At 69.5% G+C, this 13,290-nt stretch carries 12 protein-coding genes; 6 read left to right on the top strand and 6 right to left on the bottom strand.

All coding sequences use genetic code 11. The features are described 5' to 3' along the window. Positions 1-15 precede the first annotated feature (15 nt). On the bottom strand, positions 16-426 hold the full coding sequence (locus tag WDU99_RS07420) for an ArsR/SmtB family transcription factor (RefSeq protein ID WP_337331810.1): 411 nt from the start codon (positions 424-426) through the stop codon (positions 16-18). A gap of 79 nt (positions 427-505) precedes the next feature. Here WDU99_RS07420 and WDU99_RS07415 point away from each other — a divergent pair, with 79 nt between their 5' ends. The 3 genes from WDU99_RS07415 (at position 506) to WDU99_RS07405 (ending at position 3,774) form a co-directional block, all read left to right on the top strand. Beyond that, positions 506-1,936 (top strand): TrkH family potassium uptake protein, encoded by a 1,431-nt coding sequence (locus WDU99_RS07415; RefSeq protein WP_337331809.1) that lies wholly within the window; start codon positions 506-508, stop codon positions 1,934-1,936. A 1-nt stretch (position 1,937) separates the two neighbouring features. After that, positions 1,938-2,600, top strand: coding sequence for a potassium channel family protein (locus tag WDU99_RS07410; protein ID WP_420063991.1), 663 nt, complete (start codon positions 1,938-1,940; stop codon positions 2,598-2,600). Positions 2,601-2,703: 103 nt separating this feature from the next. Further along, positions 2,704-3,774 (top strand): alpha/beta hydrolase, encoded by a 1,071-nt coding sequence (locus tag WDU99_RS07405; RefSeq protein ID WP_337331807.1) that lies wholly within the window; start codon positions 2,704-2,706, stop codon positions 3,772-3,774. A gap of 24 nt (positions 3,775-3,798) precedes the next feature. Here WDU99_RS07405 and proC read toward each other — a convergent pair whose 3' ends face one another. Continuing rightward, entirely contained in the window at positions 3,799-4,638 is an 840-nt protein-coding gene (gene proC / locus WDU99_RS07400; protein ID WP_337331806.1) for a pyrroline-5-carboxylate reductase, read from the bottom strand. Positions 4,639-4,680: 42 nt separating this feature from the next. Between proC and WDU99_RS07395 the strand changes: the two genes are divergently transcribed. Both WDU99_RS07395 and WDU99_RS07390 read left to right on the top strand, forming a co-directional pair. Then, positions 4,681-5,652, top strand: coding sequence for a cation diffusion facilitator family transporter (locus WDU99_RS07395; protein WP_337331805.1), 972 nt, complete (start codon positions 4,681-4,683; stop codon positions 5,650-5,652). Between the two features lie 6 nt (positions 5,653-5,658). Then, entirely contained in the window at positions 5,659-6,549 is an 891-nt protein-coding gene (locus tag WDU99_RS07390; protein ID WP_337331804.1) for an alpha/beta hydrolase, read from the top strand. A 105-nt stretch (positions 6,550-6,654) separates the two neighbouring features. Here WDU99_RS07390 and WDU99_RS07385 read toward each other — a convergent pair whose 3' ends face one another. Then, entirely contained in the window at positions 6,655-7,110 is a 456-nt protein-coding gene (locus WDU99_RS07385; protein WP_337331803.1) for a nucleoside deaminase, read from the bottom strand. 70 nt (positions 7,111-7,180) lie between these two features. Between WDU99_RS07385 and upp the strand changes: the two genes are divergently transcribed. Further along, a complete protein-coding gene (upp, locus tag WDU99_RS07380; protein ID WP_337331802.1) occupies positions 7,181-7,813 on the top strand; it encodes a uracil phosphoribosyltransferase in 633 nt (210 codons plus the stop codon). Positions 7,814-7,943: 130 nt separating this feature from the next. Here the strand turns inward: upp and WDU99_RS07375 are convergent, their stop codons facing one another. The 3 genes from WDU99_RS07375 to nadE form a co-directional block, all read right to left on the bottom strand. Then, positions 7,944-8,714 (bottom strand): GNAT family N-acetyltransferase, encoded by a 771-nt coding sequence (locus WDU99_RS07375; RefSeq protein WP_337331801.1) that lies wholly within the window; start codon positions 8,712-8,714, stop codon positions 7,944-7,946. A gap of 73 nt (positions 8,715-8,787) precedes the next feature. Next, on the bottom strand, positions 8,788-12,207 hold the full coding sequence (locus WDU99_RS07370) for a TM0106 family RecB-like putative nuclease (RefSeq protein ID WP_337331938.1): 3,420 nt from the start codon (positions 12,205-12,207) through the stop codon (positions 8,788-8,790). A 248-nt stretch (positions 12,208-12,455) separates the two neighbouring features. Beyond that, positions 12,456-13,268 carry an ammonia-dependent NAD(+) synthetase gene (nadE, locus tag WDU99_RS07365; protein ID WP_337331937.1) on the bottom strand — a complete coding sequence of 271 codons (813 nt, stop codon included), beginning with the start codon at positions 13,266-13,268 and terminating at the stop codon, positions 12,456-12,458. Between the last annotated feature and the right edge of the window lie 22 nt (positions 13,269-13,290).

Raw genomic sequence — 13,290 nt, 5'->3', positions numbered from 1 at the left:
GTCGGATGCTGACGCTCAGCGGCGCTTGAAGGCGTTGGTGACGGCGTGCTTCGCCGAAGCCGCAGCGCGGCCGACGACCTCGGCCGCGTGCACGGTCGCCGACGGGAGCGGAGCGAACGGCACATCGATGTCGGGAGCCGCATCGCCGTAGGCATCGACCAGAAACGGCACCAGCCAGTCGTCGACCTGCTCGAGCGGACCGACCGCGATGCTGTAGAACCGGCGCTGGCCGTCTTCGCGCACCGTGACCAGCTGCGCCTCGCGCAGCACCTTCAGATGCTTCGAGACCGTCGGCTGGCTGATGCCGAGCTCGCTGACGATCTGGGTCACGCTGGTGCCCTGATCACCGTTCGCCGACTCGTCGAGCAGCAGCCGCAGAATGTCGCGCCGCGTGCCGTCCGCGATCACATCGAAGATGTCGGTCATGCCATCAGGGTAGTAGGCACAGCCACGGAGTACCATGACGAGGGCCCGCGAAGGGCAGCACACAGCAGAAGGGGGATCGATGTCGGGCATCGTGTCGGCATCCTCTCCTCGGCGCGCCCTGCACGCGGCTGCCCGCCGCGTCAAGCACGTCATCACGTCGTCGCCCTCTCGGTTCGCGATCGTCGTGTTCGCCGCGCTCATCCTGCTCTTCACCGCACTGCTTTCGTTGCCGATCTCGTCGAAGTCGCGCACCGTCACACCACTGAGCGATGCGTTCTTCACCGCCATGTCGACCATCTGCGTGACGGGCCTGTCGACGGTGGACATGAGCGCCCACTGGTCGGCGTTCGGCAAGGTGCTCATCTTCATCGGCGTGAACATCGGCGGCATGGGCGCGCTCACTCTCGCCTCGCTGCTGGGCATGGTCATCTCGAAGCGACTGGGGCTGCGCGCGAAGCTGCTCGCCGCCGGCGACACCAACCCGATGCGCGCGCACGGTGGTCCCGTCAACGAGAGCCAGACCGTTCGGCTCGGCGAGGTCGGTCAGCTGCTGACGACGGTCGCGCTGTCGACGCTGGTGATCGAGGCGACACTGGCGGTGCTGCTCTATCCCGCGCTGGTGTGGACGGGGATCGATCCGTTCGCTGCGCTGTGGGAGGCGCCCTACTACGCGGCGATGGCCTTCACGAACACCGGATTCACCCCGAACGACGGCGGGGTCACGGTGTTCGCCGACGACTACCTCGTGCTCATCCTGCTGATGACCGGAGTGTTCCTGGGCAGCATCGGGTTCCCGGTGATCTACACGCTCGCCAAGCACGTCTGGCATGTCAAGCGCTGGTCGCTGCACTCCAAGCTGACGCTCATCACAACGATCCTGCTGTTCGTCATCGGCTCGGCGGTGTTCCTCGTCCTCGAGTACAACAACCCGAAGACGTTCGGCTCGATGGATGCCACCGAGACCACGATGAACGCGCTGTTCCTGTCTGCGATGACCCGCTCGGGCGGATTCAGCGTGATCGACATCTCGGATCTCAACGGCTCGTCGATGCTCGCGGCGGGAATGCTCATGTTCGTCGGGGGCGGCTCGGCCTCGACGGCCGGCGGCATCAAGGTCACCACTCTCGCGGTGCTCGCCATCGCCGTGTGGTCCGAGGCACGCGGCCGCCAGTCGGTCGAGGCGTTCGGCCGCCGCATCCCCAGCGATGTGCAGCGCGTCGGACTCAGCGTGGTCGCCTGGGGTGCGACGATCGTCGCGATGTCGACGATCGTGATCGCGCAGATCACCAAGGCCCCGATCGTCGATGTGCTCTTCGATGTGCTCTCGGCGTTCGGCACGGTCGGTCTCTCGTCGGGCCTGACCGAGACCCTGCCCGACAGCGCCTCGTATGTACTGGCGGCGACCATCTTCATGGGGCGCGTTGGTACAGTGACTCTCGCCGCGGCGGTCGCCGCGACATCCCGATCGCAGCTCTACTCGCTGCCCGTGGAAAGGCCGATCGTTGGTTGAGATGGTGCGGGGCGACGCCCCGGTACTCGTGATCGGGCTGGGGCGCTTCGGCGCCGCCTGCGCCGGTGAGCTCGATCGGCTCGACCGCGAGGTGCTCGCGATCGACGAGAACCTCGAGCTGGTGCAGAAGTGGTCGGATCGGGTCACCCACACGGTGCAGGCGGATGCCCGCAACCTCGACGCCCTGCGGCAGATCGGCGCCCAGGACTTCCAGGTCGCGGTGGTCGCAGTCGGATCACTCATCGAGGCATCCGTGCTGATCACGGCCAACCTCGTCGACCTGAAGGTGCCGCAGATCTGGGCGAAGGCGGTCTCGCAGTCGCACGGCAAGATCCTCGCGCGAGTGGGAGCGAACCACGTCATCTATCCGGAGCGCGAGGCCGGCGAGCGCGTCGCCCACCTCGTCAGCGGGCGGATGCTGGATTTCATCCGCTTCGATGACGACTTCGTGCTGGCGAAGATGTACCCGCCGAAGTTCATCCGCGGGGTCGGCCTGAACGAATCCGGGGTGCGCACCAAGTACAAGGTCACCGTCGTGGGTGTGAAGAGCCCGGGCAAGCCGTTCCGCTACGCGGAGGCCGACACGGTGGTCACCAACCACGACCTCATCATCGTGTCGGGTACCAACAGTGACATCGAGAGGTTCGCGGGTCTCGATCGCTGAGGCACCCAATCAACCTGAAAGGTGATTCACATTCGGGTCGGATCGCGTTAGAGTCGTGCTGAGCACGCGGCACCGGGGCCGCGTCACGGCATGAAGGAACACCATGAGCGCCTCCGAAACTCTGCTCGACGGGATCACCGCCCGCATCATCAGCACGCGACGTGCCGAGACGCAGATCCTCGAGCGGGTCAGCGATAACCGGGAGACTCCCCCGCAGAAGACGATCGTGTTCGTACACGGCAACGTGTCGTCCGCCCTGTTCTGGCAGGAGACGATGCTCGGGCTGCCGCGCGACCTGCGCGTGATCGCCGTCGACCTGCGCGGCTTCGGTGGCAGCGGCTCACTGCCGGTCGACGCCACGCGCGGACTGCGCGACTTCAGCGACGACATCGCCGCACTGTTCGACGAGCTGACGCTGCCGGCGGCGCACCTGGTCGGCTGGTCGATGGGCGGCGGCGTCGTGATGCAGTACGCCCTCGACCACTCGGTGCTCAGTCTGACCCTGCAGGCACCGGTATCGCCCTACGGCTTCGGCGGCACCCGGCGCGACGGATCACGGCTCACCGATGACGACGCCGGCTGCGGTGGTGGCGGCGCGAACCCCGACTTCGTGGCACGGCTGCAGAACGACGACACCTCCGACGAGGCGTCGACCTCACCGCGCAGCGTGTTCCGCGCCAGCTACGTCGCCGCCGGATACACCTCACCCCACGAGGACATCTGGGTCCGGTCGATGCTCACGACCTCCACCGCCGCGCAGAACTACCCCGGCGATGGCGTGCCCAGCGAGAACTGGCCCGGATTCGCAGCGGGCACCGCGGGGGTGCTCAACACCATGGCGCCCCGGTACTTCAACGTGGCGGGCCTTGTCGACCTCGACGAGAAGCCCCCGATCCTGTGGGTGCACGGCAGCGCCCACGCGATCGTGTCGGACGCCTCGTTCTTCGACCTGAACCACCTGGGCGCGGTGGGCGTCATCCCCGGCTGGCCGGGTGACGATGTCGCCCCGGCACAGCCGATGGTCTCGCAGACGCGCGACGTGCTCGACGCGTACGCCGCGGCGGGCGGCGACGTCATCGAGGAGGACTGGGAGGGCGTCGGCCACTCCCCGCACCTGGAGCGGCCCGAGCAGTTCCGGGCGGCCCTGCTGCGGCGCATCGGGTACGCCGACTGACGCGCCGGGAGCAGGTGCCGGGATTCAGGCGCCGGCGGCGAGCTCGCGGGCGCGCGCGAGCGCAGCATCCGTCGCACGGGCGAAGACGTCGTCGAGCCCGGCGTCCTGCAGCACGGCGACCGCGCGCTCGGTCGTGCCCTTCGGGCTGGTGACCCGGCGACGCAGCTCGGCGGGCTCCTCGCCCGACGCCTCGAGCAGGGCGGTCGCCCCGATGAAGGTCTGCTCGGCCATCAGCCGGGCATCCGCCTCGGAGAAGCCCTTGCCGACCGCCGCCTTGGTGAACTCCTCGATCAGCAGGAACACGTAGGCCGGTCCAGAGCCCGAGATCGTCGAGAGGGCGTCGATCTGCGATTCGGGCACCTCGATCACCGCGCCGACCGTCTCGAACAGTGCGCGCACCAGCGTCACGTCCTCTGCGGTGGCGGCAGCTCCGGCGGCCAGACCCGTCACGCCGCGCCGCACCGTCGACGGCGTGTTCGGCATCGAGCGGATCACGTGGGCATCCGCCCCGAGCGACTCGGCGAATGTCGCCAGCGTCACCCCGGCGGCGAGGCTCACGACGATCGCGTCCGGACGCAGCGCCGGCGCGATCTCGCGCAGCAGATCCGGCACCATCGCCGGCTTCACGCCGACCAGCACGATGCGGGCGGATGCGGCGGCGTCCCTGTTCCCGTCCGGGTCGTCGACGAGCGCGACGCTTCTGACGCCGGAGAGCGATGCCAGGGCATCCGCCTTCTCATGCGAGCGGTTCGTGACGACGATGCCGCCGTCCACCTGTGCACCCGAAGCGACGACGCCATGCAGGATCGCCCCTCCCATCGAACCGGCACCGAGGAAAGCGAGCGAGGGCAGCGAAACGACCATGCGGCCATCCTACGATCCGAGCCGTCATCGTAGACTCGAGCCATGAGCGCATCCGGCGGCAGCAAGGCGATCATCGCGGCACTCCTGGCGAACGTGGGCATCGCCCTCGCCAAGTTCATCGCATGGGCGCTCTCCGGATCGGCGTCGATGCTCGCCGAGGCCATCCACTCGGTCGCCGACTCGGGCAATCAGCTGCTGCTGCTGCGCGGCGGGCGCAAGGCGAAGCGCGAAGCCGACCGTGACCACCCCTTCGGGTACGGACGCGAGCGGTACGTGTCGGCGTTCGTGGTGTCGATCATCCTGTTCTCGCTCGGTGGCCTGTTCGCCGTGTACGAGGGCGTGCAGAAGCTCATCGACCCGCACGAGCTCGACCACGCCTGGTGGTGGCTGCCGCTGGCCGTGCTGCTCATCGCCATCGCCCTCGAATCGTTCTCGTTGCGCACCGCCATCAGGGAGAGCAACCAGGTGCGCGAGCCTGGCCAGTCGTGGATGTCGTTCATCCGCCGGTCGAAGGCGCCCGAGCTGCCGGTCGTGCTGCTGGAGGACTCCGGTGCCCTGGTCGGTCTGGTGTTCGCCCTGTTCGGTGTCGGCCTGACCCTGATCACCGGGAACGTCGTGTTCGACGCACTCGGCACCCTGATGATCGGTCTGCTGCTGATCACCATCGCGATCATCCTCGGCATCGAGACCAAGAGTCTGCTGGTCGGCGAGGGCGCGAACCGCGCCGACCACGACCTCATCGTGGATGCCATCAGCGGCGGCCCTGATGTCGAGAAGCTCATTCACATCAAGACCCTGTACCTGGGACCCGACGAGCTGATGGTGGCGGCGAAGATCGCGCTGACCTCCGACAAGTCCGTGCGCGAGGCGGCTGGCGACATCGACGAGATCGAGCGCCGCATCCGCGACGCGGTGCCCGCCGCGCGCGTGATCTATCTCGAGCCCGACGTGTACCGCCCCTCGCTCGACCCCGAACCACCGACAGACGCGTTCGTACTGAAGTCGTCCGACTGACGGCCCGTGATCGACGAGTTCCGCGACGCTCTGGCGAGCATCGACCTGCCGGCGCCGACCCGGCACAAGCTCGAGCAGGTGCAGGCGGTGCTCGACGGCGACCCGCAGGCACGACTGGAGTCGTTCACCATGGTCGGTGGCGAGCCTCGCGCCGTCGTCGCCTTCGGCGACCTCGACCGCGCCGACCTGGTCGCGTATCTGATGCACGGCATCGACACCGACCTCGGCGCGTTCGCCTCGTGGGCGGATGCCGCACAGCGCGTCTGCATGGATGTGATCCGCTCCTGTGTCATGCGCGGTGAGCCGCGTGAGATCGCCACCGTGGCCTGGTTCGGCTGGGATTCCGGGACGCACGTGTCGGCGCTCGCCACCCGGCACGCCACGATCGGCGCTGCCCAGCTCGCCGTCGACATCGACCGCCTCGTGGCGCGCAATCCCGACGTCCACGTCGCCGTGCTCTCCTACTCGTACTCCTCGACCCTGCTCGGCGAACTGTTCGCGATGAACATCGCCGGTGCCGTGCGCACCGCCTTCTCGATCGCCTCCGCGGGGGTCACCCACGCCGCGGGGGTCGCCCTCGGCGAGGCCATCACTCGCGGCGACGTGATCGTCTACGCCACCGAAGGCGCCGGCGACAGCATCGCCCCGCTGGGACGACTCGGACAGCATCCGCTCGACCCGCGCGACATCCCCGGCGTGATCGGCTACGACTGCGACGGCGGCGAAGCGCCGGGCATCGACGGCAGCGCGGTCGTGGGCGTCGCCGTCGAGGGGCATTCCTCGCAGAGCATCGTCGACGAGCACGGTGTGCGCCACATCGGCTACTACGACGAGCGTGCGCAGGGGTATCTCACGATGATCGCCCGACTGGCCGACGCGGCGACCGGCGGGCGCTGAGCGTCCGAAACGCAGGAGAACGCACGATCTGCAGGGAGCAATCAGCCAGAAGTCCCCTCCGTTTCGGATGATCTCCTGCATTCCGTGCGGTGGATCGGTCGGCCTTCAGCGCCGAGCGTCGAAGAACTCCTGCAGCAGGGCGATGGCAGCATCCGACTGCACCCCGCCGATCACCTCGGCGCGGTAGGGAAGCCGGCGATCGCGCAGCAGATCGTACGCCGAGCCGGCCGCGCCGGCCTTCTCATCCCACGCGCCGAACACCACACGGCCGACCCGCGCCTGCAGGATCGCCCCCGCGCACATCACGCAGGGTTCGAGTGTCACGATGAGCGTGTGCTCCTCGAGGTTCCACGAGCCGGCGGCATCCGCGGCGGCGCGCAGCGCGACCACCTCGGCGTGCGCGGTGGGATCGTGCGTCTGCTCGCGCAGGTTGCGTCCCTCGCCGACGATCCGGCCGGCCGCGTCGAGCACGACCGCACCGACCGGCACGTCGCCGGCCACGCCGGCCTCGGATGCCAGGGCGAGCGCGCGCTGCATCGGGGCGTCGTACGCGGCGGTCATGGGTCTGAGCCTAATGCGGGCCCGCGAAGCGCGTGCGCACGCGAGGGCCTCAGCCAAGTAGCCTGTATTCATGCGCGTACATGTGGCAGATCACCCGCTCATCACTCACAAGCTCACCGTGCTGCGAGATGAGAGCACCCCTTCGCCGGTCTTCCGCCAATTGACCGAAGAGCTCGTCACCCTGCTGGCCTACGAGGCCACTCGCTCGGTCAAGGTCACCCCGGTCGAGGTGACGACCCCCGTGACGACCACGATGGGCGTGAAGATCGCTGAGCCGCGCCCCATCGTCGTGCCGATCCTGCGCGCGGGTCTCGGCATGCTCGAGGGATTGGTCAAGCTGCTGCCGACCGCCGAGGTGGGATTCCTGGGCATGGTGCGCGACGACGAGACCTTCGAGCCGACCACCTACGCCGAGCGTCTGCCCGATGACCTCAGCGACCGGCAGTGCTTCGCCATCGACCCGATGCTCGCCACCGGCGGCTCGCTGGGCGCGGCGATCCAGTTCCTGTTCGACCGCGGCGCGAAGGACGTCACCGCGATCTGCCTGCTCGGCACCCCCGAGGGCGTCGAGGCCATCCGCGAACTGGTCGGCGACCAGGACGTCACCCTCGTGCTGGGCGCCCTCGATGAGCGCCTGAACGAGAAGGGCTACATCGTGCCCGGGCTCGGCGACGCCGGAGACCGGCTGTACGGCACGGTCTGACACGCACTCGCGCCGCGCGTGACCGGAGCCGTCGCGCCGGGCGTGCATCCGATCTGCTGCACTTTCCTGCATCCGCGCCATCGTACGACGCAGCAGATGCAGGAAGATGGCGCGGATACACGCCACACGATCAGACGCGCAGCGTGTAGCCGCGCTCGTCGCCGTAGTGGGTGAAGCCGGCGCGAGCCAGGATCGGCGCCGAAGTCGCACGGCGCCCCTTCACCAGAGCCGTCTGCGCGCCCATGGACGCCCCGAGACGCAGCCGCTCGGCAAGCACCGCTCGGTAGGCGCCCCGACCGCGGGCCTCCGGAAGCGTGGCTGCGCCCCAGAATCGCACGAATCCGTCGGCGACGGTGCAGCCCCCGGTGCTGACGGCGGCGCCGTCGATCCTCGCGAGCGCGCGGCCGCCCTCGTCGGATGCCAGCGCGGCGGCGTTCTCGGCGACCTCTTCGGCCAGCTCGGCCTCGTCGAGCGGGCTCTGGTGTTCCCATACCGCGACGTTGATCGCGTCGACCTCGCGGAACTGGTCGATCGTGCGGACGATCTCAGCGGTGACGCCCGAGGGCACCTCCACCGGGATGCCCGCGGTGGGTCGCGCCAGCACGGCGACGGTGTCGAAGTGCTTCGCCCCACGACGTCGCAGCTCGTCCTCGAGATCGGGGCGATCGGACGCGTTGGTCCAGAAGGTCAGCTCCGTCTCGCCCCATGCGCGTGTGCGCTCGATCGCCTCGTCGAGCACGGCGGACGCGTCGTGCGGCGAGTCGACCTGAGAGGCCTTCACACCACCGCCGAACCGTGCGGGATGACGCACGAGCTGAAGTTCGCTCTTGTGCTGCTCGCTCCCGCGCGGGAACCACACCCAGGCGGCGGATGCCCGCAGGATATCGTCTCGACTGTGCATGCTAGCAATCTAGCACGCACCACCAGCTCGAGCATCAGCGATCGCTGATTCGCGGTGACAGCGCGCCATCGCTCTACTCGCGGTCTGCTCCGACGAGGTGCGCGAATGCGCTGAGCCGGGCGACGCCCTCGGAGGTCCACGGCAGATCGTCAAGAAGCGCCGGCGAGTGCACCAGGTACGCGACGCTCTTGGCGCGTGAGATCGCCACGTTCAAGCGGTTCTGCAGCAGCAGGAACTCCGGCCCGCGCGGGGCATCCCGCCCGCTGGACGCGGCCAGCGAGGTGATCGAGACGACCGCCTCCTTGCCCTGGAAGTTGTCGACGGTCCCGACCGCGATGCGACCGAATCCGGCTGCGGTCAGCTCATCGTGGATGAGCTGCTTCTGCGCGTTGTAGGGCGCGACCACGATGATGTCGTCCTCACCGAGCGGACGCGCGGCAGCATCCGACATGCCATCGACGTACTCGCGACCGATCAGCTCTCGCACGATGCGCACGACCTCGGCCGCCTCCTCGGGCGACTGCGTCGCGTTGCCCCGGTGCCGCACCGGCACCACGTGCAGACCCGGCTCGACGCCGTCGACGACACGGTTCTCAGTACCGGATGCCGAGGCGAGCCGGCCCGCGTAAGCGAGGCGTGAGACGGGCGCGGCGACGTCGGGATGCATGCGCCACGACTCGGCGAGGAAATAGCCGTAGGCGGGGTCGATGACCGAGTTGCCGTCCATGACCCATCCCAGTGCCGAGGTGTCGACCGGCTCGGGGTGCGTGCCCTGACTCACCTGCGGCAGCTGCTGCGGGTCGCCGAGCAGCAGCAGCCGCTTCGCTCCGGCCGCGACGGCGATGGTGGATGCCAGCGAGAACTGCCCCGCCTCGTCGATCACCAGCAGATCGAGCCCGTTGCGGTCGACGCGTCGGGTGTTGCTGAAGTCCCACGCGGTGCCGCCGACCACGGCGCCGTCGTGCGCATGCTCGGCGAGGAAGCCGGCCATGCCGTCCTTGCGGATGACGGTGTAGGCGGGGGCCGCGGCATCCGGGTCCTTCGGCGCCTTCGCGACCTGCGCGGCGGGCACGCCGTCGGCGACCACGCGGTCGAGCAGATTCTCGACGATCGCGTGCGACTGCGCGACGACCCCGATGCGGAACCCGTGCTCGCGCACGAGTCGCGCGATCACCTGCGAGCCAGTGTAGGTCTTGCCGGTGCCGGGTGGGCCCTGCACCGCCAGGTAACTGTCGTCGAGGTCGAGCACCGCGCGCACGATCGCGTCGATCGTGTCATCACCGGCATCCGGCAGCCCATCACCGGACAGCGTGCGCGGGGCGATGCGGCGCAGGATGTCGGTCGCGGCGTCGTGCGGAGAACCGGGCGCGGCCTGGTGCACGGACGACGCCCACTGCTCGATCGCGTCCTGCTGCGAGGCGACGCGCGGCGGTGCGGCGGGGGCGAGCGCGATGGGCAGCTCATCCCAGACCTGGCCGTCGATGGCGCGCTCGCGCACGAGGTAGCCGTCGTCGAGCACCTCGATCACGTCAACCGCGTGCGGCACGTGGATCACCCGCGAAGGGGCATCCGCCGTGAACGGCGTCGGCACGGTGTACAGCGCGAACGGCGTGCTGCCCTCGCGCAGGGTGCTGCCCGGGGCGACCTCGCCGCGCAGGCGCAGCACGCGGGTCTGCGCGCGCTGCCGCTCCCCCACGGCCCAGTCGTCATCGACCGAGCTCGCCATCGCATCGACGCGCAGCACGTCGCGGGTGGACTCCCAGATCGACAAGGGCTCCCGCAGCCGCTGGAAGTGCCCCTGCCAGAAGCTCTTCGCCTCGCGCGGGTAGTAGTCGATGGCGGCGGCCGCGACCCGGAACTCGGCTCCGCTGCGGCCCTCGTGCTCGGCGCGGAGCGCCTCGGCCTGCAGTGCGAGCGACAGCGGCGAGGGCTCGTATGCGGCGGTCTCGGGGTCGTCCGGCGGAGCGGGGCGCACCCCCTCCTGCTTCGCCAGGCCGATCAGCCAGTCGCGCAGGCGCCGGGTCGAGACGCAGTCGTACTCGTTGTAGTCGGCGAGGTCGTCGAGGATCGCGCGCCCCTCGGCCTGTCGCCCGGCGTCGATCAGTCCGCGCGCCTGCACGTACTGCACGATCGAGTCGTCGCCCTTCTGCACGTCGCTGGTGCGCACCTCGGCGCCCATGTACAGCGGCTCGAGCTTCTTGATCGAGTACGAGCGCGACCCCACCCGCACCGAGCGCAGCACGATGGGGTACAGGTCGACGAACACGCCCTCGCGCAGCAGCCGGTCGACGTCGGCCTCGCCCACGCCGTGCCGCGCGGCCATCGCTGCGAGGTGCGAGGTCTCATACGGCGCGTAGTGGTAGATGTGCATGTCGGGGTGGGTCTGCCGACGCAGCTTCACGAACTCGAGGAAGTCGAGCAGCGCCTGCTTCTCGTCGGCGAAGGTGTGCGCCCACAGCGCCGAGTACTGCTCGGCGTTGTCCACCCAGCCGAACAGGTAGTCGATGCCCCACTGCGCGCTCTCGGCTCCGGCGACCGGCTCGGTGTAGAGCGGATCGCCCTCGAAGTCGAAGAAGATGTCGCCGTGACTCGGACGGGGCATCAGTCCGATCGCGTTCGGCGAGACCAGCTCGAACGGCGGGATCTCCCCCGGTTCGAGCGGGGCGCCGACCTGCAGCCGGGCCTGCGCCCGCAGCGCGGCGAACGTGTCGGGGTTCATGCCCTGCGGGGCGTCGGATGCCATCGCCAGGTCGTCGATCGTGGTGATGCCGTCCGCCCGCAGGCGCTGCCGCTGCACCGGGCGCATGCGCGCCACCATGAGCAGGTCACGGCGCCCGATCACCTGCTCCTCACACGTCGCGCACCGCCCGCAGGCGATCACCTGCAGGTCACCGCGGTCGTCGCCCCAGGCCAGCGGTTCGCCCGTCGCTCCCGCGTCGACGTCGCGATCGGCGATCAGGGCGCGCAGCCGGCGCCGGCGCACGTGGAACAGCGGCAGCAGGTCGTCGACCCGGTGCGTGCTGATGCTGCCGTCGCCGAGGATGAGATCGACCTCGTCGCTGCGCGGGATGCCCAGACGGTCGAGCTGATCGACATATGCCCCGAGCTGCATGAGCGCGGTGGCGCGGGCCGTGCGCGCGAGCTTGGAGTCCTGCACGCGCCAGCGGCCGTCCGCGTCGCGCAGCAGGAAGTCCGCGAAGCCGACGAACTCGGGTGTCGAGAACGCCGCCTGGAACACCACCGTGGCATCCGACCGCAGCGCACGCTCGGTCTCGGCGACGACGCATGCCAGCGCCTCAGCATCGGTAGAGTTCACCTTCGGCAGGCGGACGACGCCCGCCCCTCCGTCTGTCGACTCGCCGTACTCGGCAAGGTACGCGTCGAGCACCGCCTGCTCGTGCACGTCGCCGAGTTCGGCGGCACGCGCGAGCGTGGCATCCTCAGGCTCTTCGACAGCGGGCACGCGGCCCAGCTTGGCGTCGAGCGCCCGCATCCACCCGAATTCGCACTCCGCCGCGAGCTTCAGGTCGCTGGCGCTCCACACCACGCGATTGTCCGCTGCAATGACCCGCACTGCGCCACCTCTCCCTTGCCTGCCACGACACTATCGCCGGGGTCGGACACTCCGTCCCGGTGCGCCGAGACCCCCATCTCTCGCCGACGCCCCCAGCTACCGGCGCCCGCAGCCGGGGGTGTCGAGGGCAGCTGGGGGCCTCGGCGAAGGCAGCTACCGGCGCCCGCTCAGCGCCACCAGGTGTCGTGCGGCGTCACCGGAAGCTGCCGCTTGTGCATCGTGGCGACGTACTTCTTCTCGATGCGCGCGGCGACGTCCGCAGCGACCTCGCCACCCTCGAGGTAGGTGTCGATCTGCTCGTAGGCGAGACCGAGTTCGTCCTCGTCGGGCCGACCCGGCAGGCCGTCGAGCAGGTCGGCCGTCGGCACCTTCAGATACAGCCGCTCCGGGGCACCCAGCTCGCGCAGCACCGCGCGTCCCTGCCGCTTGGTGAGCCCGGCGAGGGGCAGCACGTCGGCCGCCCCGTCGCCGAACTTCGTGTAGAAGCCGGTGACCGCTTCGGCGGCGTGGTCGGTTCCGATCACCAGCATCCCGTCGTGCCCGGCGAGGGCGTACTGCGTGACCATGCGGATGCGGGCCTTGATGTTGCCGCGGTTGAAGTCGGCGATGTCCTCGTCGACGGCGCTCTCGATGTCGGTCTCGACACCGTCGACGCCGTGCTGGATGTTGACCTCGACCGACCGGTCTGCGGCGATGAACTCCAGCGCGGCGGTGGCATCGGCGGCGTCGTGCTGCACCTTGTACGGCAGGCGCACCGCGAGGAACGACGCCTCACCGCCCTCGGCGCGCACGCGCTCGACGGCGAGCTGGGCCAGACGACCCGCCAGTGTGGAGTCCTGTCCACCGGAGATGCCGAGCACGAAGCCCTTCGCGCCGGTGGAGCGCAGGTAGTCGACGAGGAAGCCGATCCGGGCATCCGCTTCTTCGCTGGGGACGATCTCGGGCCGCACGCCGAGGTCTGCGGCGATCTGCTGCTGCATGCTCACGCCCCCATCCTCTCAC

Origin of the sequence: Microbacterium bandirmense, assembly GCF_037204185.1 — a bacterium.
GTDB lineage: Bacteria > Actinomycetota > Actinomycetes > Actinomycetales > Microbacteriaceae > Microbacterium > Microbacterium bandirmense.
Note: the sequence above shows the minus strand (reverse complement) of the source record. Positions and strands in the feature narration are given on the sequence as shown.